Source organism: Kribbella sp. NBC_01245, from assembly GCF_036226525.1.
Taxonomy (GTDB): Bacteria; Actinomycetota; Actinomycetes; order Propionibacteriales; family Kribbellaceae; genus Kribbella.
Window position 1 is genome coordinate 8,623,724 of the sequence record NZ_CP108487.1, and the last position, 20,855, is coordinate 8,644,578.

Annotated in this window: 15 protein-coding genes; 10 read left to right on the top strand and 5 right to left on the bottom strand. The window is 67.4% G+C overall.

The genetic code is table 11. The features are described from left to right. The first annotated feature begins 120 nt into the window (after positions 1-120). Entirely contained in the window at positions 121-1,809 is a 1,689-nt protein-coding gene (ggt, locus tag OG394_RS39790) for a gamma-glutamyltransferase (protein WP_328992558.1), read from the top strand. On the opposite strand, the gene OG394_RS39795 is transcribed toward ggt, so the two are convergent. Further along, positions 1,810-2,097, bottom strand: coding sequence for a hypothetical protein (locus OG394_RS39795; protein ID WP_328992559.1), 288 nt, complete (start codon positions 2,095-2,097; stop codon positions 1,810-1,812). 81 nt (positions 2,098-2,178) lie between these two features. On the opposite strand from OG394_RS39795, the gene OG394_RS39800 reads away from it, so the two are divergent. From OG394_RS39800 to hflX, 4 genes are all read left to right on the top strand, one after another. Next, positions 2,179-2,688 carry a SigE family RNA polymerase sigma factor gene (locus OG394_RS39800; RefSeq protein ID WP_328992560.1) on the top strand — a complete coding sequence of 170 codons (510 nt, stop codon included), beginning with the start codon at positions 2,179-2,181 and terminating at the stop codon, positions 2,686-2,688. After that, complete coding sequence (locus tag OG394_RS39805) at positions 2,685-3,455, top strand: hypothetical protein (RefSeq protein WP_328992562.1); 771 nt, start codon at positions 2,685-2,687, stop codon at positions 3,453-3,455. Before OG394_RS39800 ends, OG394_RS39805 begins: the two co-directional genes overlap by 4 nt. A 107-nt stretch (positions 3,456-3,562) precedes the next feature. Then, positions 3,563-4,414: a diaminopimelate epimerase gene (gene dapF, locus OG394_RS39810; RefSeq protein ID WP_328992563.1), complete on the top strand. Its 852-nt coding sequence runs from the start codon at positions 3,563-3,565 to the stop codon at positions 4,412-4,414. A 1,341-nt stretch (positions 4,415-5,755) separates the two neighbouring features. Next, complete coding sequence (hflX, locus tag OG394_RS39815) at positions 5,756-7,291, top strand: GTPase HflX (RefSeq protein ID WP_328992564.1); 1,536 nt, start codon at positions 5,756-5,758, stop codon at positions 7,289-7,291. A 57-nt stretch (positions 7,292-7,348) separates the two neighbouring features. Here hflX and OG394_RS39820 read toward each other — a convergent pair whose 3' ends face one another. Continuing rightward, the gene (locus tag OG394_RS39820; protein WP_328992565.1) at positions 7,349-9,739 is read right to left on the bottom strand and encodes an immune inhibitor A domain-containing protein; all 2,391 of its coding nucleotides are present in this window, start codon (positions 9,737-9,739) and stop codon (positions 7,349-7,351) included. A 238-nt stretch (positions 9,740-9,977) separates the two neighbouring features. On the opposite strand from OG394_RS39820, the gene macS reads away from it, so the two are divergent. After that, positions 9,978-11,099: a MacS family sensor histidine kinase gene (gene macS / locus OG394_RS39825; protein ID WP_328992566.1), complete on the top strand. Its 1,122-nt coding sequence runs from the start codon at positions 9,978-9,980 to the stop codon at positions 11,097-11,099. A 285-nt stretch (positions 11,100-11,384) separates the two neighbouring features. Next, positions 11,385-12,047: a response regulator transcription factor gene (locus OG394_RS39830; RefSeq protein WP_328992567.1), complete on the top strand. Its 663-nt coding sequence runs from the start codon at positions 11,385-11,387 to the stop codon at positions 12,045-12,047. Between the two features lie 183 nt (positions 12,048-12,230). Here OG394_RS39830 and OG394_RS39835 read toward each other — a convergent pair whose 3' ends face one another. Then, positions 12,231-13,433: a S8 family peptidase gene (locus OG394_RS39835; RefSeq protein WP_328992568.1), complete on the bottom strand. Its 1,203-nt coding sequence runs from the start codon at positions 13,431-13,433 to the stop codon at positions 12,231-12,233. Positions 13,434-13,690: 257 nt separating this feature from the next. On the opposite strand from OG394_RS39835, the gene secD reads away from it, so the two are divergent. The 3 genes from secD (at position 13,691) to ligD (ending at position 19,076) form a co-directional block, all read left to right on the top strand. After that, positions 13,691-15,997 carry a protein translocase subunit SecD gene (secD, locus tag OG394_RS39840; protein WP_328992569.1) on the top strand — a complete coding sequence of 769 codons (2,307 nt, stop codon included), beginning with the start codon at positions 13,691-13,693 and terminating at the stop codon, positions 15,995-15,997. 140 nt (positions 15,998-16,137) lie between these two features. Beyond that, positions 16,138-18,120 carry an ATP-dependent DNA helicase gene (locus OG394_RS39845; RefSeq protein WP_442914322.1) on the top strand — a complete coding sequence of 661 codons (1,983 nt, stop codon included), beginning with the start codon at positions 16,138-16,140 and terminating at the stop codon, positions 18,118-18,120. After that, positions 18,117-19,076: a non-homologous end-joining DNA ligase gene (ligD, locus tag OG394_RS39850; protein ID WP_328992570.1), complete on the top strand. Its 960-nt coding sequence runs from the start codon at positions 18,117-18,119 to the stop codon at positions 19,074-19,076. The genes OG394_RS39845 and ligD overlap by 4 nt, the downstream gene beginning before the upstream one ends. A gap of 154 nt (positions 19,077-19,230) precedes the next feature. On the opposite strand, the gene OG394_RS39855 is transcribed toward ligD, so the two are convergent. Next, the gene (locus OG394_RS39855) at positions 19,231-19,731 is read right to left on the bottom strand and encodes a glutathione peroxidase (protein ID WP_328992571.1); all 501 of its coding nucleotides are present in this window, start codon (positions 19,729-19,731) and stop codon (positions 19,231-19,233) included. A 48-nt stretch (positions 19,732-19,779) separates the two neighbouring features. Further along, a complete protein-coding gene (gene lexA / locus OG394_RS39860) occupies positions 19,780-20,568 on the bottom strand; it encodes a transcriptional repressor LexA (RefSeq protein WP_328992572.1) in 789 nt (262 codons plus the stop codon). Positions 20,569-20,855: the final 287 nt, after the last annotated feature.

A 20,855-nucleotide genomic window follows, 5' to 3' on the forward strand; every position in this document is an offset into this window, starting at 1 on the left:
GCCGCCCTGAGCGCGGGCGCGCTTGTAGTGGCCGGCCTGAGTCCCGGAGCCGCCGTTGCGACTAGCACGGCTAGTGAACCGGCCCCGAAGCAGGCGACTTCCGTAGGTTTCGGTGGCGCCGTGAGTTCGGTAGACCCGGATGCGACAGCCATTGGGCTGTCTGTGCTGCGTAAGGGCGGTAACGCGGTAGACGCCGCCGTGGCGACTGCTGCCGCCCTAGGCGTTACTGAGCCCTACTCGGCCGGTATCGGTGGTGGTGGCTATTTCGTCTACTACGACGCGAAGACCCGCAAGGTGCAAACGCTCGACGGGCGGGAGACGGCCCCGGCCGCGATGCCGCACGACGCGTTCATCAACCCGGCGACCGGAACGCCGTACAGGTTCACCCCCGAACTGGTGACGTCGGGCGTCTCGGTCGGCGTACCGGGCACGCCTGCGACCTGGCAGTCGGCGCTGGACCGCTGGGGCACGCTCTCGCTCGGCAAGGCGCTCGCGCCCGCGGCGAAGCTGGCGGCGAACGGCTTCGTGGTGGACAAGACGTTCCGTAGTCAGACGCTCGACAACGCGACGCGATTCGCCGCGATCGTGCCGACGGCCAAGCTGTTCCTGCCGAACGGCGACGCGCCCTTGGTCGGTTCGACCTTCAAAAACCCGGAACTGGCCAAGACGTACGAGCTCATTGGCCGGAAGGGCCTGGCGGCGTTCTACACCGGTCCGTTGGCCCAGGAGATGCAGAACGTCGTACAGAATCCCCCGAAGACCCCTGGTACGACGCTTCCCGTGATGCCTGGTCACCTCACCACGGCGGACCTCGCGGCGTACAAGCTGTTGAAGCAGGACCCGACCAAGGTCAGCTATAGAGGGCTCGACGTCTACGGCATGGCACCGTCGTCCTCGGGCGGTACGACTGTCGGCGAGGCCCTGAACATCCTGGCGACGAAGGAGCTGTCGAAGGAGACGACCACGCAGGCCTTGCACCTCTACCTCGAGTCGTCGGCTCTGGCCTTCGCGGACCGCGCGGCGTACGTCGGTGACCCGGCCTTCACGAACGTGCCGACCAAGGAGCTGCTGTCCAAGGGATTCGGCGCCGAACGGGCCTGCCTGATCGACCCGGAAAAGGCGGCGGTCAAACCCGTCCTGGCCGGTTCGCCGGACGGGTCGTACACCCCGTGTGAGGCCGGAACGATCGCGGACGACCGGCCGGATAACGAAGGCCTGTCGACCACACACCTGACCACGGCCGACCGCTGGGGCAACGTGGTGGCCTACACGCTGACGATCGAGCAGACCGGCGGTTCGGGTATCACCGTGCCGGGCCGCGGCTTCCTGCTGAACAACGAGCTGACCGACTTCTCCACGGTCTACAACCCGACCGACCCGAACCGGATCGAGCCGTTGAAGCGGCCGCGCTCCTCGATGTCGCCGACGATCGTGCTCAAACACGGCAAGCCGTTCCTCGCGCTCGGTTCGCCGGGTGGTTCGACCATCATCACGACCGTGCTGCAGACCCTCACCAACCGGGTCGATCGCGGTATGAGCCTGCCGAAGTCCATCGCCGCACCCCGCGCCTCGCAACGCAACACCCCGAACGTGACGGCCGAACCGGCGTTCATCGAGGCGTACGACGCCGGGCTCAAACCGCTCGGGCACAACCTCGTACTCGCGGGCGACGCGCTGACCTCGGCGGCCGAGATCGGCGCCGCGACGGCCATCGAGTTCCTGCCGTACGGCGCATTCGTGGCCGCCGCCGAACCGTCGCGTCGCGGGGGAGGGGCTGCCGGGACGGTCCACCAGATCTGGTCGGAGTAACTAGCTCTTGAAACGGCGAGGCCCGGTCGGTAGGTCCGGCGGGGCCTCGCTCGTCGTTTCGTGGTCCGCCGCGGTCAGCCAGCCGTCGTACTCGGCCGTGAGTGCCTCCAGCCGTTCCGCGGCGGCCGGGTCCGTGACGACGACGGTCCACGGGTGGTCCTCGTCGTCGTCCTCACCGTGGAAGCGGTCGCGACGGACCTCCGCGTGGATACCGTCGGCGGCGAGCCGTCGTTCGACCTCGTCGGCGTCGTCGCGCTCGAAGAAATACGCGACCAGTTCCTGAGCCATGGCTAAACGCTAGCTGGCATGCAACCGATCCTTTCGCCAACCGGTATTCCAGGGTGAGATCGCGAGGCAAAGGGGAGGCTGATGGATCGGGACAGCGAGTTCTTGGAGTACGCCGCCGCACACCGTGGACGGATGCTCCGGACGGCGCGGCTGCTCACGGGCGGTGACAGCCATTGGGCGGAGGACCTGGTCCAGGTCGCCCTGACCAAGCTCTACGTGCACTGGGGCAAGGTCAGGCGGGAGGACGGGCCGGTCGGGTACGCCGATCGCATCCTGGTCAACGCCTTCATCGACGAACGCAAACGCCTCTGGCGCCAGCGCGAGACGAGCACCGAACGCATCCAGGACGCGGCGCCGGCCCGCGTCCCGGATCCGGCCGACCGCCTGACCGTGCTGGCCGCCTTGGCCCGATTGCCGAAGCGCCAGCGAGCGGCCGTGGTGTTGCGGTACTTCCGCGACCTGGACGTCAGCGCCGTAGCGGAGGTGATGGGCTGCAGCGAGGGCACGGTCAAGAGCCAGACCTCCCGTGGACTCGCGACGCTCCGCGATCTCATCGACGACCCTCTCGAAACCATGGAGCGTGTGCGATGACCGACCTGAAACGACTCTTGGCCGACGCCGCCGGTGACGAGCCGGCCGTCACCGACGACCACCTGGCCGCCGATCTGCGCCGCGGCCAGACCTCCCTCCGCCGTCGACGCCTGGCCGGCGTGATCTCCGGCACGGTGGCGACGGCGCTTGTGATCGGCGCGGGGTACGCCGTACTGCCCGGCCTTGGCTCGTCAGCCGGTGCGCCGCTGGATTCGGGTGTCGCGGCCCAGACGACACCTACGCCTTCGCCCTCCAGGACTCTGTCCGAGGATCAGAAGGAGAAGATCCGGCGGAGTGAAGCCGAGGCGAACCTCCCGAGGGTGCCGAAGCCCGCGAAGCCCGTGCCACTGGTTGCCGATGGCAAGGTTCGGCCCGGTACCGACCTGGTCTGCGACCTGATGCCGAAGGGTTGGGAGGTCAAGGTCTGGAACCTGGCCGGTAACGAGAGCGAGCTGATCATCACCGACCCGAACCTGAAGAACCCGACGAAGTACAACAAGACCTCGACCCGGATGCGGGTCCGTCACGCCGCCATGATCAACAACGTGCCGGAGAAGTACGGCGAGCTCTGGGTCGACCTGCAGCACTTCCAGGCAGGGGAGCGCGAGGCCGTCGTCGCCCCGGTGCACGAGCCCGCTTCGGACGGCACCCGCGACATCCACATGAAGCTGACCAACACCAAACTGCTCCAGGTGACAGCAAACGCCACCGGCCTCGGCTGGGACCTAGCCACCGTCCTCCGCTTCACCGGCTCCTGTCGCTACTGACCCCGCCTTGGGCAACTCCGCCTTTCGCGGCCCGCGTTTCGTGCCGCCGCGTTTCGTGCTTGCGGCCTTCGTGGATCTGGTTTCGTCGGCGCCCGTAGGATCTTCCTATGGGCGCTGACACCTTTCCCTGGCTCAAGGGCCACGGGACGGAGAACGACTTCATCCTGCTACCCGACCCGGACGGCACGCTGCACGGTGATCTCGACGACGAGCTGGTCCGCTTCCTCTGCGACCGCCACGCCGGTATCGGCGCCGACGGCGTGCTGCGAGTCATCGACGGCCGCAAGCAGTCGTACGTCGAGGACGGTGGCGAGTGGTTCATGGACTACCGCAACGCCGACGGCTCGATCGGCGAGATGTGCGGTAACGGCATCCGCGTCTTCGCCCGCTACCTCGCCGAAGCCGGCCTCGTCGGCTCCAAGCCCGTCCGCGTGGGCACCCGCGCGGGGGTGAAGGAGGTCGTCTACAACGACGACCAGACCGTCACTGCCGACATGGGCGAACCGTCCTTCCCCGGCCCCGACGCGATCACCGTCGCGGCCAACGGTCACGAATGGCCCGCCCGCCATGTCGACATGGGCAACCCGCACGCCGTTGCCTTCGTCAACGACCTCGCCGATCCGGGTCACCTCGTTACTGCTCCAGTCTGGACGCCCGCGGACGCCTATCCCCACGGCGTGAACGTCGAGTTCGTCACCCGCCAAGGCCCGAACGAGGTCTCCATGCGAGTCCACGAACGAGGCGTAGGCGAAACCCGCTCCTGCGGCACCGGCACCTGCGCCGTAACCGCCGCCGCCGCTTTGCAGGCCGGCCAATCCGCCCCGGTCACCTACCGCGTCAACGTCCCCGGCGGCGCGGTCGCGGTCACCTGGCGCGCCGACAACCACCTAACCCTCACCGGCCCCGCCACCATCCACGCCCGAGGCACCTTCTCCCACACCTGGCTCCCCACCCCCTAACCGCGGTCGCCCCTTGTGCGGGTGGTGTTGGTTACACCCGTCCCCCTGAGTTCTTGCGAATTGTCAGGCCGGTCCGGGCCGCGTCAAGGGCTTCATCGGCTACCGCCGACGCTAACGCGCCCTTGACCCACCCCGAACCGGCCAAAGACGGCGGGCTATCAGAGGGACGGGTGAGGTCTGACCGGGTGTGGTGATTACGGGACGCTACCGCGCCACGATCCGCAGGACGCTGCCGCGCCGACTCTTCGCCAAGTCCTGCCACCCCCGGCCATTCGCCTCTGCTGCCGCGAGACCTCCGCCCGCGAGTGGTCGCGTCTGGTCACTCGTTCTGTGCTGCCGCAAGACGTCTGCCCGCGAGCTGCGCGTCCTGGTCATTCGTCTGTGCCGGCGCGAGGTCTCTGCCCGCGAGTGGTCGCATCTGGTCATTCGTCTGTGCTGCGGGAGGGTTTGCCGCGCCTGCGCGTCGGTCTGCCGCGGGTGGTCGCGTTTGCTCGGTCGGTTTGTGGACCTGGCGGTCGGTCGCGGACGTGCAGGCCCACACGACGGCCGGTTTTCTGCAGAAACGCGCCTTGCCGGGGTCTCGTGTGGTCGTGCAGGTCCGCCGCGGACGGCCAGCACTACACAAGTCCCGATTACGCCTGCTTGAAAGGTTTCAGGCGTGGGTTGTGTAGTGCTGGCGGTCCGCGGGACGATCAGCCCGGAAAACCGACGACTTGACGCATCTCGGCGGCCGGTCGCATCTTCCTGAGCGGACTGGACGTTTTCAGGGGCCGAAAACGTCCAGTCCGCTCGGGAAGCTGCGGCGCCGACCATCCGTGACGGCACCGCTCGACGCGGCAGCGCCACGCAGACCACACCCGGTCAGACTTCACCCGTCCCCCTGATAGCCCGCTGCCTTTGGCCGGTTCGGGGTGGGTCAAGGGCGCGTTAGCGTCGGCGGTAGCCGATGAAGCCCTTGACGCGGCCCGGGCCGGCCTGACAATTCGGAAGACTCAGGGGGACGGGTGCCCACCAAAAGACCCCGGCTCGAAGGCTGATTCCGGGCAGGCCTCTAGCGTTGATTCGTCCGAATCCGCCCGCCTACGTCCGCTTCCACGCGTACCCGCCGCGGGAAGGGGCGAGCGGATGCAGACGAATCAACGCAACCGGGGGTAGGTGGTCGCGGGGAGTGAGCAGACGCGCGCGTGGTCGGGAATTCTCCGCCGCTCAGCCGCGTTGGAAAGGGAGCCTGCTGGGCGCGGTCTGTTCCTGTTTGGGGGAGGCGGTGGGATGGTGGGCTTCTGGGCGTAGGCCTGGAATTGGGTCGCCCGGACGGTCGGCCCGTGCCACGATGGAAGGTATATGACGACGCAACCGAACTCTTATGACACCGACCTGGACCTGGATGACACCGGGGCCGAGGTGGAAGCGGACCTCGACGACGCGCTCGATAACGTCGTGGAAGACGACGAACTCGGCGAGCGAGATGACCTAGACGAGCGCGATGAGCGGGACGCCCCCGGGATCGAGGGGCTTGAGCTCGAGGAGCGCCAGGCGCTTCGCCGCGTGGTGGGGATGTCCACCGAGCTCGAGGACATCAGCGAGGTCGAGTACCGCAAGCTGCTGCTCGAGCGCGTCGTTCTGGTAGGCGTTTGGACCGAAGGCTCTGCCGAGGACGCCGAGAACTCGCTCGCCGAGCTCAAGCTGCTAGCCGAGACCGCCGGCTCCGAGGTCCTCGACGGCGTGATCCAGCGCCGCAAGAAGCCGGACGCCGCGACCTTCATCGGTAGCGGCAAGGTGGCAGACCTCCGCAACCTCGTGGCCGCCCTAGGCGCCGACACGGTGATCGCTGACGGCGAGTTGGCCCCGGCGCAGCTGAGGAACCTCGAGGACAAGCTCAAGGTCAAGGTGGTCGACCGGACCGCGCTCATCCTGGACATCTTCGCGCAGCACGCGAAGAGCAAGGAGGGCAAGGCCCAGGTCGAGCTGGCCCAGCTGCAGTACATGAAGCAGCGCCTGCGTGGTTGGGGCGAGAGCCTGTCCCGCCAGGCCGGTGGACGGGTCGGTGCGGCCGGTGGCGGTATCGGTGGCCGTGGTCCCGGTGAGACCAAGATCGAGACCGATCGGCGCCGGATCAACACCAAGATCGCGAAGCTGCGCAAGGAGCTCTCCGCGCTCAAGGGCACCCGGACGACGATGCGGCAGGAACGACGCCGCAACTCGATCCCGTCGGTGGCCATCGCGGGATACACCAACGCCGGCAAGTCGAGCCTGCTGAACAAGCTGACCGGCGCTGGCGTGCTGGTCGAGGACGCGTTGTTCGCGACGCTGGATCCGACCACCCGGCGTACGACGACGGCCGATGGACGGGTTTACACGTTCACCGACACCGTCGGGTTCGTTCGGCACTTGCCGCACGACATCGTCGAGGCGTTCCGCTCCACGCTGGAGGAGGTCGCCGACTCGGACCTGCTGCTGCACGTGGTGGACGGGTCGCACCCGGACCCGATGGCCCAGATCGCCGCGGTGCGGGTGGTGCTGGCCGAGATCGGCGCTTCCGACGTCAGGGAGATCGTCGTGATCAACAAGTCCGACACCGCCGACCCCATGGCACTGGTGCCGTTGCAGCGCCGGGAGCGCGACAGCATCGTGGTCTCCGCGCGAACCGGCGAGGGGATCGAGGAGCTGAGGCGGCTGATCGAGGCGAAGCTGCCCCAGCCGGACGTCACCATCGAGGCCCTGGTGCCGTATGACCGTGGTGACCTGGTCTCCCGGGTGCACTCCGAGGGCACGGTCGACCAGCTCGAGCACACCGGCGACGGCACTCGCCTGAGCGCACGCGTGCACGCCGACCTGGCCGGGGAGCTCGCTCCCTTCCACGTCAGCGCCGCACTCTAAGCAACAAGAAGAAGCGGGCCCCGGATGACCGAGGCCCGCTTCTTCATGCCCAGATGATCAGTTACGGGACGAGACTCGCACCTTCATCGTGGTGCCCTTCCGGTCGAGCACCTTGATGTTGACGCCGTTGTTCGGGATCTTCACACCCGCCATCGGCTGCTCCGGGAACCAGAACTGCTTGCTGTCGTTGAACGTCGAGACAGCCGCCTGGCCGCGGATGTAGCTCGGCTGACCGTTGAAGTGCAACGTGAACGAGTCCGCCTTCTCCAGCCCGAACGGAGCGTCGTACCCACCAACGCGCGGGCGCCAGAGCGTGCCGTCGATCCGGTTGATCGGCACCGGGTGGGAGTCGACCGGCAGGACCAGGCCCTCACCCGGGTGCTCGTTGGTGTTGTTGTCACCCCGCGAGGTGTCCCAGTACCAGATCAGCAGACCGTCCTGGTACGGGAAGTGCTCGACCCAGTCCGGCTTGGTGTTCAGGAAGCCGAAGTTGTACGGCCCCGTCTTCAGGTACTTGTCGTACGAGACGTAGTTGATGTGCGACGCGAGGTAGAAGTTGTCGTGCAGGGTGGTGGTGGTCGCGCCGACCGAGCTGAAGCCGTTCAGCGTCCAGCCTTCCGGCGTGGCCTCGGCACCCGAGGTGAACACCTGGCCGGCGCCACCGGTCACCGTGATCTCGTCGGCGAAGAAGCCCTTGCCCTCGACCGCCGGGTCCGTGTCGTACCGGAAGCGCAGGCCGATCGTCTGACCGGCGTACGCCGACAGGTCGAACGTGGCCGGCACCCAGCCCGGCGACGTACCGTCGATGCTGTTGCCCTCGGCGGCGTTGGTGATGCTGCCGGCGATCGGCTGGTAGCCGCTGCCGGAGTCCACCTCGACGTACGCGTAGTCGCATGCGGTGCTGCCGCAGTCCTCGATGTCCCAGTTCGCCTGGAACGTCAGGGATGGCGCGCCTGCGGGCAACGTGACCTGCCGCGACATGGTGTGGCTGAACGAGTTGCCGGATCCACTCCACCAGCTCTTCGAACCGGCGTACGGGGCGACGAGGTCGCGGGTGACCTCCTTGTCCGGCAGTACGACGACCAGGCCCTGCGCCTTCGCGGTGTTGTACTCGTGCGGGCCCAGCTCCAGCGTGCGGTTCTGGCCTGCCAGCACGATCTCGTAGTCGAGCCAGCCGAGCTGCAACTTGTCCCACGCGCCGAGGTCGGCCGCACGCTCACCGAGACCGCCGTCCTTCTTGGCGTTCACCCGGCTCTGCGCCATGATCGTCCACCAGTTGACGCTGTTCTCGATCGCCGGGCCGGACGTGTCGTAGTGGTCGGGCAGACCGAGGTCGTGGGCGTACTCGTGCGCGAAGACCGAGATGCCGCCGTTCTCCGGCTGAATCGTGTAGTCGCCGATCCACAGGCCCGTGTCACCGGCCTGCGTGCCGCCGAGCGGGTTGCCGGCCGGGCCGCCGCCACCGATCGGGGTGGTCTGCACGTACCAGCGGTGCGACCAGATCGCGTCCTCACCCTGTTGCGGGTCACCGTCCGCCTGGTCGCCACCGGAGTGCACGATCTGGAAGTGGTCGATGTAGCCGTCGGGCTCGTTGAAGTTGCCGTTTCCGTTGAAGTCGTAACGGTCCCACTGGTCGAAGGTCTTCAGCTCGGCCGTGATCTCGGCCGTCGTTCGGCCCCCGGCCTTCTGGTCCAGGACCCACTGGTTGACCGCGTCACGCACGAGCAGCCAGGTGTTGCTGCAGACGTTGCCGTCACACGGGAAGCCGTTCGACCGGCCGTACCGCGCCTCGTTGAACGGCACCTTCACCCAGTCGGTGACTTTGCCATCAACGGTGTAGCGGCCCGAGGACTGCTTCTCGTAGTACGTCTTGACGGTTTCGGCCTTCGCGCCGACGCCGAAGTACAGGTTGTCGTAGTGCGCCCGGTTGTAGTCGGCCTGCCAGACGGTCGAGTTGTCGACCGTGCGGTCCGGTTCCGGGATCGCGTTGTGCAGCGGGCCTTCGAAGGTCGCCGGGCCCGGGATCGCCGGTGCGATATCGACGTCGGGATAGCTCGGGTGCCGGTCGTTGCCGAATTCGGCCAGTACGACGAAGATCCGGTCGGACTTCTCGCGCTGCAATTCGACGTACTGGTCGACCTTGCCGGCCTTGTTCTTGACGCCCTTGGCATTCCGTCCGCCGGCCTTCTCGCCGACTTTCATCACCTTGCTGCCGTTGCGTTCTTCGACTTTGCCCTTGCCGTTCAGCAATGAGGTCAGCGCCCGCTCGCGCAGGTCCCGCCGCTTGTCCTCCAACGGACTGGGTAATTCGTCCGGGCCTGCCTTCTCGGCGGCGACACCGGCCGGCCCGGTGTCTCGCGGTGGTGCCGCGACGCCGTTCGAGGCCGCTCCCAGTCCGACCGATGTGGCCAACGCCAGGCTGAAGAGCCCAGCCGCTGCTTTACGCACAGTGCCTCCCGCTGCTCGTAGCGGTCACGGACCATGTGACGGCGCGTGACTCTGCCATCCCCCGAGCGTGTTCATAATTCCCGCACAGTACGGCGGAAAACCCCGGGGTTGAAGAGCTCCGAACCAACCTGTCCAACGTTGTCGGTGGTATTTCCCGGGCATTCACCCGCAAGATTTCCGGCGCGCCCTGGGTATTACTACTCTCTTGACGGCCTTTCCCCTGCGGCAGACTGCTGCCATGACCTCCACGGACCTCGTAAGACCGCTCTGGCGCGCACTGGTGGTCTTTCGGGTCATCACGTGGTTCTTTGCCTGTCTAGGCGTTTACACGCGCTGGAGCGGGCTATACAGGCCCACAGGCGCGATCGTGCTGCTGGCGGTGATGGCGGCGTGGACCGTCGTGGTCTCGATCGGCTACAGCCGCAGCTGGGGCCGACACAACACCCGCTTCGCCGTACTGGACCTGGCCGTGACCGCCGCTTGTATGGCGGGCACGATGCTGGCCCAACCGCTCGCGCACATCCAGAACGGCGCCTCCGTGCTCACCTCGGTCTGGGTGGCGGGCCCGGTCATCGCGCTGGCGATCGCCCGCGGGCGGGATGGCGGCCTGCTCGGTGCGCTCGCGATCAGCCTCACCTTGGTGGTACTCGTCGGGCCGGGCCAATGGGGCCGCGTGCTCAACGCCGTACAACTCCTGCTGGTCGCCGGACTCGTCGTCGGGTACGCCGCGACCACCACCCGGCGCGCGAGTACCCGATTGCGCGAGGCCATCGCGGCCGAGGCCGCCGCGACCGAGCGGATCCGCCTCAGCCGGTCGATCCACGACGGCGTCCTGCAGGTGCTCGCGCAGGTCCAGCGGCGCGGCCGGGCGATGGGCGGCGAAGGCGCCGAGCTGGCCGACCTCGCCGCCGAGCAGGAAGTCGCCCTGCGCACCTTGATGACGGGCCGTGCCACCGTGGCGGAGCGGGGTACGGTCGACCTCTGCGCGCTTTTGTTGCCCTTGGCCACCACCTCGGTCGACGTGGTCGTACCGGCCGGCCAAGTGCTCGTCCCGGCGCATACCGGCCACGAACTGGTTGCCGTGGTCAACGAAGCCCTCGGCAACGTACGGAACCACGCGGGTCCGGGTGCGAAGGCCTGGATCGTGGTCGAGGATCTACCCGGCGAGGTGCTGCTGTCCGTCCGCGACAACGGCCGCGGTACGACGCCGGAGCGGCTCGAGCAAGCCGTTGCCGAGGGCCACCTCGGCGTGAGTCAGTCCATCCGCGGCCGGATCGCGGACCTCGGTGGAAGTGCCGAGGTCCGGACCGCGCCCGGCGAAGGTACCGAATGGGAGGCAAAGGTACCGAATGGGAGTTGACGTCCTCCTCCGCCTGGAGGCGGGGGATTCCACCCCACTACCCGGAGGTAGCGAGATGAGGTTCGCGGATCTTAGCCGTGCCCAACTGCGCAAGAAGGCTCACCGCGCTGCCACGGCCCGCCCGGCCGCAGTCACTACAAGGTCCAACTGTCTTGCTGGTGCCGGTCGCTTGGTTATCGCAGGCCAGCACCGCAAAACCTACCCGACGCCTCCGACAATCCTTGAAAGGAGGGACCGGCGTTTCCTCCCCGCCCTGAAGGACGGGGTTTCCACGCCGGACAGTCGATGACCCGGGTGATGATCGTGGACGACCATCCGATGTGGCGCGAAGGCGTCGCGCGGGATCTGGGCAGTCGCGGGTACGACGTGTGCGCGACCGCCTCGGACTCGCCGAGCGCCGTCCGGATCGCCCTGGCCACCCGGCCCGACGTGGTGGTGATGGACCTCCAGCTCGGCGCCGGCTCCGGGGTGGACGCGACCCGCGAGATCACCGCGGCCCTGCCCGACACCCGCGTACTCGTGCTCTCGGCGAGTGCCGAACAGACCGACGTACTGGCTGCGGTGAAGAACGGCGCCTCGGGATATCTGGTCAAGTCGGCATCCCTCGACGAGTTCGACGACGCTGTCCGACGTACCGGCGAAGGTGATGCCGTTTTCAGTGCGGGTCTTGCCGGACTGCTGTTGGGGGAGTACCACCGGATCGAGGCCGAACCGAAGGCGCCGCAGCTGACCGAACGGGAGACCGAGGTGCTCCGCCTGGTGGCGCGCGGGCTGACCGCGAAGCAGATCGCCGCGCGCCTGGTGCTGTCCCACCGCACGGTCGAGAACCACGTCCAGAACACGCTGCGCAAACTCCAGCTGCACAACCGGGCCGAACTGGTGCGCTACGCCATCGAGCACGGCCTGGACGAGGTCACTCTGGAAGAAGGGGCCGGCGGCAACAACTGACGCCACTGCTGCCGTGGCTTGGCCTGGAGACGGGCCGGTTTCGGGCCGATCTTGATTCGCTCGACTTTCCGGGCTGGTTCCTGGTGCTTCTGCACAGCGGATCCTCACCTGTCGATGGAACCGGAGCGGGCCTGTACGCCGGGAGGGCGGTCCCGGCGTACAGGCCCTCTAAGTGCCCCTGGACTAGAGGCCGTTAGAGAACAGCAGGCGGTTCACGGTCCCGCCGGTGCCACCACCCGACACCTTGTTCGGGGTGGCGTTGGTCTCGATGTAGCTCTTGACCGTCGCCGGAGTGGCGGACGGGCTGGTCTGCAGGTAGAGCGCGGCCACACCGGCGACGTGCGGCGTCGCCATCGACGTACCGCTCTTGAGGCCGTTGCCACCACCGGGGAGCGTGGACCTGATGGAGTCGCCCGGCGCGTAGACGTCGACACAGGCGCCTGTGCTCGAGGACGACGCACGGGCGTCAGTGCGGGTCGAGGACGCCGTGACGAGCGCGGTCTCGATCTTGCGCGGCAGCCGGTCACACGAGTTGGCACCGGTGTTACCGGCCGACGCGGCCAGGAAGACCCCGGAGCTGATCATGCGGCGCAGTGAGGTCTCCAGCGTCGAGTTGGCGCTCCAGTTCCAGGAGGCGTTCGCGACGGCCGGCTTGATCGCGTTGGCGGTCACCCAGTCCACAGCTGCTATAGCCGCGGCAGCAGTGCCACCGCCGCTGCAGTTCAACCACTTGACCCCGTGCAGGCGAACGTTCTTCGCGACGCCGTACAGCGCCGAGCCGATCGTGCCCGCCACGTGGGTGCCATGGCTGTTGCAGTCGGTGTTGTTGCTGTCGATGCCGTTGAAGTCGAACGTCGCGCGACCGCCGAACTGCGAGTGGTTCGGGTCGATCCCGGAGTCGATGATGTAGGCGTGCACCCCGGTACCGGTACGGGTGTAGGTGTACGACGCCGACAGCGGCAGGTTGCGCTGGTCGATCCGGTCGATACCCCACGACGGCGGGTTGACCTGGGTGGCGTCGACGACCTTCTCCATGTACACGTTCTCGGAGATCGCGACCACGTCCGGGTTGCGCTGCAGGGCGGCGAGCTGGCCTGCCGTCAGGTTCGCGGCGAAGCCGGTCACGGCCGACTTGTACTCGTGCTGCGGCTTGATCCCGAGCGAGCTCTTCATCGACAGCGCCTTGGCACCCTGGCGCAGTTCGACGATGTAGCTGCCCTTGACGGCCGAGACACCCTTTTCGGCGGGCGCGGGCTGGACGAGAATGATGCGGCCGCTGCCAGGGTCCGCGGCGGTGGCGGCGCCTGCGGTCCCGGCGGTGGCGGCAGTGAGGGCGATGGCCGGCACGATGCTCGCGGCCAATGTCAGGCGGATTCGGCGGTGCATGTTCCTCCTCAGGGAACGGTCGCCTGCCGGGCGGACAGGCGATCACACTCAGTCCTCGCGTGATCACGCGGTGAGCTGGCTCGAAAGTTAGGCCGCGCCCGCCTGACGCGTCAATGACTTCTGGTGCCGCTGGCACCACCAAGCCTTTTCGCTCTGATGGTCAGGTTGTGGTCGCGGCCCAGGTGCCTCGTACACTGTGCGTTCCCGCACCGGCTGTCCGCCTGCCGATGGGTGACCCACCGTCGACATCCGGGAGGATGTTAGTGAACCGCGCGTCTCTGTTCCGGGCTTTGTTCGCACTGATCGTGCTCGGAGCCTCGGCTTTCGTCATGACGACGGAGGACCCCAAACTCGGTCTCGATCTGCGCGGTGGCGCCCAGATCATTCTCGAGACGCAGGACTCGCCGACGGTCAAGGCCAACGCCGAGAACACCGCCAAGGCGGTCGACGTGATCAACCGGCGGGTGAACGCGCTCGGTATCGCCGAGTCGACCGTGACCCAGCAGGGTGAGAACCGGATCATCGTGGAGCTGCCCGGCGTGCAGGACCCGCGCGAGGCGGCCAAGCTGATCGGCCAGCAGGCTCAGCTGACATTCCACGAGGTTCTCGACATCGTCCAGGCGAAGCCGGCCAAGCCCGCAGCGGGTGAGCTCTACCTGGACAGTGATGACGGTCAGGGCGTCCTGCGACTGGCCAAGCCGGCTATGACCGGTGAACTGGTCGAAAGCGCCAGCGGCCTGATCGATCCGCAGAACCTGGGCGCCGGCTGGTTCGTCGAGATGAACTTCAAGGGCGACGGCGGCAAGATCTGGGCCCAGATCACCGGTAAGGCGGCCTGCGAGCCGGTCGGCGCCCCGAAGCGCCAGGTCGCGATCGTGCTGGACAACTCCGTCATCTCCGCGCCGCAGGTCGATCCCCAGGGTGGGACGCAACTCTGCAACATCGGTATCGGCGGCGGCCGAAGCACTATCACGGGCTCGTTCACCGAGACCCAGGCCAAGGACCTGGCCGCCCTGATCGAGGGCGGCGCGCTGCCGCTGCCGGTCAAGGAGGCGGCGTCGAGCACGGTCGGTCCGTCGCTGGGTAAGGACGCGATCGAGGCCAGTGCGTGGGCCGGCATCATCGGTGTCGCGCTGACCGCGATCTTCATCATCTTCGTCTACCGCCTGGTCGGCGTGGCGGCCGTGATCGGCCTGATCGCCTACGCCGCCATGTCGTACGCCGCTCTGGTCGCGCTCGGTGCCACCCTGACCCTGCCGGGTCTGGCCGGTTTCGTGCTCGCCATCGGTATGGCCGTCGACGCGAACGTGCTGGTCTTCGAGAGAGCCCGGGAGGACTACACCGAAGGCCGGACCGAGGGGTTGTTGCGTTCGCTGCGCAGCGGTTTCTCCAACGCGCTGTCCGCCATCGCCGACTCGAACATCACCACCTTGCTGGCGGCCGGGCTGCTGTTCTTCCTCGCCGCAGGCCCGGTCCGTGGTTTCGGTGTCACCCTGAGCATCGGTGTGATCGCCTCGATGCTGTCCGCGCTGGTGGTCAGCCGGGTGGTGTCCGAGTTCATCGTGTCCCTCAAGGTGGTGAAGAACCGCCCGGCGCTGACGGGTATCGCCGGTCACGGCAAGGTCCGCGTCTGGCTCGAGACCCGTCGTCCCGACCTGATGAAACACAGCCGTCGCTGGTTGCTCATCACCGTGGCCGCGATCGTCGTGGCGCTGGCCGGTGTCGGTATTCGCGGGCTCAACCTGGGTATCGAGTTCACCGGCGGCCGGCTGCTCGAGGTGAGCACCGCCCAGCAGATCAGCCCGGACCAGGCCCGCGAGGCCGTTTCCAAGGCGGGCTACCCGGCAGCGATCGTGCAGAGGTCCGGTCCGGATGACATCACCGTCCGGACCACTGAGATCAGCGCTGACGAGGTCGAGAAGATCCGCTCCGAGATCTCGAAGATCGGTGGCGGTACCCAGCTGATCCGCAACGAGAGCATCGGCCCGAGCCTCGGTGACGAACTGCGCAACAAGGCGCTGATCGCACTGGGCGTGGCATTGCTCGCACAGCTGCTCTACCTGGCGATTCGCTTCCGCTGGACGTACGGCGCGGGCGCGGTGCTGGCCCTGATCCAGAACGTGGCCGTCGTGATCGGCCTGTTCGCCTGGCTGGGCAAACCGGTCGACGGCATCTTCCTGGCCGCGATGCTGACGATCATCGGTTATACGGTGAACGACACGGTGGTCGTCTTCGACCGGATTCGCGAGACGCGCAGCGCCCGGGCGACGGATTCGCTGCCCGCCGTGGCCGATACCGCGATCATGAACGTGCTGCCCCGGACGATCAACACCGGTATCGCCACGCTGTTCATCCTGACGGCCCTGCTGTTCCTCGGTGGCGATTCGCTGGCCGACTTCGCCCTCGCGCTGCTGGTCGGCATCCTGGTCGGTACGTACTCCTCCAGCCTGACGGCGACCCCGCTCTTCATCGAGCTGGAGAAGCGCTACCCGGCGCCGCCGCCGCGGGTGAAGGTCAAGCAGCGCGACCGCGACCTCGATCCCGACCGCGGCGCGGTCGTCTAGGTCGTTCACGTCGTCTAGGTCGTTCACGCTGAGGGGCGGGCCCATTGGGTCCGCCCCTTTCGCGTTGTTGTCCACAGGGGTTCCGCGGCCTGGCGAGAACTGTCGGTGATCCGGGCTAGGGTTATCCGGTGGTCGTCGAAGTGCAGGAATTGCTGGAAGCCGCGGTCGCCGGCTTGGGGGGTACGAGCCGTCCGGGACAGGTCGCCATGGCCGAGGCCGTGACCGGCTCGATGAGCGACGGGTCGCATCTGCTGGTGCAAGCCGGCACCGGCACCGGAAAGTCGCTCGGCTACCTGGTGCCCGCCCTGCTGCATTCCCTCGAGGACAAGCGTGTGGTCGTCTCGACCGCGACCCTGGCCCTGCAATCGCAGCTCGTCGACCGGGACATGCCGGCCCTGCTCGACGCCACGGAGAAGCTGCTGCCCCGCCGCCCGACGTATGCGATTCAGAAAGGCCGGAACAACTACGCCTGCCTGCACCGCATCCGCGAGGGCGCGCCGGACGACGACGGCATGCTCATCGACGTACCGCCGGCCGGCCCGGTCGGCCAGCAGGTGATCGAGCTCCGCGAGTGGGCCGAGCAGCAGTTGCTGGACGGCGAGGCAGGCGACCGCGATCACGCGCCCAGCCACCAGTACCAGGCCTGGCAGCAGGTCGCCATCAGCGCGCGGGAGTGCCTCGGCGTCCAGAAGTGCCCGTATGGCCAGGAGTGCTTCGCGGAGCGGTCGAAGGAGATCGCGCGCAAGTCCGACATCGTCATCACGAACCACGCCCTGCTCTCCATCGACGCCTTCGAGAACCAGAACGTGCTGCCGGAGCACGACGTCGTGGTGATCGACGAGGCGCATGAGCTGCCCGCCCGCGTCACGGGTGCGGCCGGCGCCGAGCTATCCCCGCAGATGGTCGAGCGCGCGGCCAAGCGGTCTCGGCGTTTTGCCGACGACGACAAGGTCGACGACCTCTCCGACGCGTCGGACGCCCTGCGTGCGGCGCTCGACGAGACGCGGGAAGGCCGGATCGAGGCGTCGAACGGGGAGGTGCTGGAGGCGGCGGCCCTGGTCCGGGATGCGGCCCGCGCGTTGTATAGCGATCTCAACAAGAAGTCCGACGACAAGGACGACGATCCCGACGGCGCCAAACGGCAGAGCCGGGGTGCGGTCAAGGAGATCTTCGACGTCGCCGAGCGCGTTGCCGCGCTGAGCCCCGCGGACGTGGTCTGGCTGGTCGACCGGGACCGGTTCGGCCGGGAGCTGCGGATCGCGCCGCTGTCCGTGGCCGGCCTACTGCGCGAGCTGCTGCTGAGAGACCGGACAGTGGTGCTCACCTCGGCCACGCTCACGCTCGGCGGTGACTTCGACGCGATCGCCCGGCAGGTGGGGCTCCGCCCGTCCGACCGGATCGAGCTCGATGACGAGCTGCCGGAGGTTTCTGCTCCTGAGTCCGATGTTGCGCCGCTGCCCTGGCGTGGGCTCGACGTCGGTTCGCCTTTCGAGTACGAGAAGCAGGGGATTCTCTATGTGGCCAAGCATCTTCCGCCGCCACATCGCGATGGTCTCGGGCAGAAGCAATTCACCGAGATCATCGACCTGATCACGGCGGCCGGTGGGCGCACGCTCGGGTTGTTCTCGTCGCGCCGGGCCGCCGAGGCCGCGACCGCGGCGGTTCGCGAGGCGACCGATCTGCGGGTGTTGTGCCAAGGCGACGCGCAGTTGGGGGAGTTGTCCCGCGAGTTCGTGGCGGACCCCGAGGTCTCGTTGTTCGGCACACTTTCGCTTTGGCAGGGCCTCGACGTACCGGGGTCGACCTGCAACCTGGTCATCATCGACCGGGTCCCGTTCCCGCGTCCGGATGAGCCCTTGATGGCCGCCCGGCAGCGAGCCGTCGACGAAGCCGGTGGCAATGGGTTCATGGCCGTCGCCGCGACCCACGCCGCGCTGTTGCTCGCGCAAGGCGCCGGTCGCCTCATCCGCCGTACGACGGATCGCGGGGTGGTCGCCATCCTCGACCCGCGCATCGTCACCGCGAGGTATGGCAGCTACCTGCGGGCCTCGCTGCCACCGATGTGGGCCACCGCCGACCGCGAGAAGGTCCTCGGCGCCCTGAAGCGGCTGCAGGACACATGACGCCCGGGCCCTCGTCCAACCCGCCGCTGCTGCCGATGATGGCAGTGTCCGGCGTGCTGCCCGAGGGGTCCGGTTGGGCGTTCGAGATGAAGTGGGACGGCGTTCGCGTTATCGCAGACGTCGACGCGGATGGCTGCCGCCTGTGGTCGCGTAATGGGCGTGACGTCACGTTGGGCTATCCCGAATTGTCTGGTCTTAGTGGTCAGAGGCTGTTGCTCGATGGGGAGATCGTGACCCTTGACGAGACTGGCGCGCCGTCCTTTGGCTTGCTGCAAAGGCGAATGCACGTTCGCGATCCGCGTCAGCTGGTGCATCTGATCAAGGAGGTGCCGGTCTCGGTGCGGCTCTTCGATCTGCTCGCGGTCGACGGGCAGTCGTTGCTAGAGGCAACGTACGACGATCGGCGCGGGCTGCTCGAATCGCTCGACCTGGACGATCCGTTCTGGGAGTTGCCGCCCGCGTGGACCGATGGCGCGGACGCTCTCGCCGCCTCGGGGGAGACCGGCCTCGAAGGCGTCGTGGCCAAGCGCCGGGCATCGCGGTATCTGCCCGGCAAGCGCAGCTCCGATTGGGTCAAGGTCAAGCACGTCCTTACCCGCGACGTCATCCTGTGCGGCTGGCATCCCGGGGAAGGCAATCGCGAAGGTTGGATCGGCTCGTTGTACTGCGGCTCGTACGACGAGAACGGCGAGCTGGTGCTGATCGGGAAGGTCGGCTCGGGCCTCGACTTCGCCACCCTCGAGATCTTGTCGGCCGAACTGGCCGAGCTCGAGGTGAGCAAGCCGCCCTTCAACCCGGAGAGCATCCCGACAGGCGACCGCCGTCGGGCTCACTGGCTCGACCCGCTCCTCGTCGCCGAAGTCACGTACTCAGGCTGGGCCGCCGACGGCCGCCTCCGCCACCCGGTCTGGCGAGGCCTCCGCTTCGACATCGACCCCAGCTCAGTAACCCACTGACAGCCTTCTCAAGTCGGAGGGCGCCGCGGCGGGCGGGAGGGTGCGGCGGGCCTTTTGGGGATGAGCGAACCGACGGTGGGGCGGACCGTGGTTGGCAGTGCAGGGATGGCCTGGTGGGCGGGGCCAGGATTCGGGGGCGTTGTGGGGACTGTGGTCAGTCGCGGGGAGCCGGCTGAATGGCCAGGGCGGCGGTGATCTTGTCGGTCAGCTTTTCCGGCGTGTTGGCCGGGGCATAGCGACCGATCACCTTGCCGTCGCGGCCGATCAGGAACTTGGTGAAGTTCCATTTGATCCGGCCGCCCAGGAGCCCACCCTGCTCACGCTTGAGCCAGTTGTACAGCGGGTGGGTCCTGGAGCCGTTCACTTCGATCTTGGCGAACATGGGGAAGGTGACGTGGTAGATCGTCGAGCAGAAGTTCGCGATCTCGTTCTCGTCACCGGGTTCCTCATGCGCGAACTGGTCGCAGGGGAATCCGAGCACCGTGAAGCCCTGCTTGCGGTACGTCTTGTACAGCTTCTGCAGTCCCGTGTACTGAGGGGTGTAGGTGCACTGCGAGGCAGTGTTCACGATCAGTATGACCTGGTCGCGAAACTCGTCGAGGGACTGTTCGGTACCTTCGATGCGGGTGGCGCTGAAGTCATAAACGGTCGGCATGATTTTATCGTGACAGAACTCCCCGGGTTCTGCTCGGCGTCTGAGATGTCAGACACGCCGCAGAACCGTAACGACCTTTCCGAGGATGGTCGCATCGGTGCCGTCGATGGGCTCGAACGCCGGGTTGTGTGGTAGCAGCCAGACCTCGTTTTTCGTCTTCTTGAAGGTCTTGACCGTCGCCTCACCGTCGATCATCGCAGCCACGATGTCACCGTTGTTCGCGGTCGGCTGCTGCCGCACGACGACCCAGTCGCCATCGCAGATCGCGGCCTCGATCATCGATTCGCCCTTTACCCGCAGCATGAACAGGGTGCCCTCGCCGACCATTGCCCTGGGCAACGGGAAGACCTCTTCGATGTGCTGCTCGGCCAGGATCGGGCCACCGGCGGCGATCCGGCCGACGACCGGCACGTACGCCGCGGCCGGGTGGGCGTCACCCGCGCCGGTCTCGTCGTACGCCGTTTGGCGGATCGAGGCGACCGAACCGCGACGGGCGGCGTCCGCCACTTCGTTCGGATAGCGGACCTCGATGGCGCGCGGGCGGTTCGGATCGCGGCGCAGCAGGCCCTTCTGCTCGAGCACGCGGAGCTGGTGCGACACCGACGACGAGCTGGTCAGTCCGACCTTCTCGCCGATCTCGCGCATCGAGGGTGGATAACCCCGGCTGTCGACCGAATCCCGGATGACATCCAGCACCCGGCGCTGCCGCGGGGTCAGGCCGGTGGCGTCGGCAGGCCCATCCGGCAGCTCGGTCACGGTCTGGTCGTCCGCGCCCTTCGCGCCGGCACCACTGCCCTTGCGCGAACCGCTGCTCGAACCGCTCGGCGTCCTGGCCATCCGTGGCCCCTCCTCGGATCGGGCCGGCTGATAACGCCGCCGGCCATGACTTTGTCGACTGCTAAAACCGTAGACCGAATTCTGAGATTCTTCAAACATCTGTTCGAAGGCGTGTCGCTTCGCTGGTTTGTTCGACTGTCGCGGTATGAAACCGCGATCCAGCGCTGTTGTACCCGGCGTGTCGGTACCGGAGATGGTTGCGCCGGACCGGCTGTTCGGTAATCATTCGTACAGGCGTTCGATCGAACAGGTGTTCGGGCCGGTCGAGCGAGGTGCTTCGAACGAAA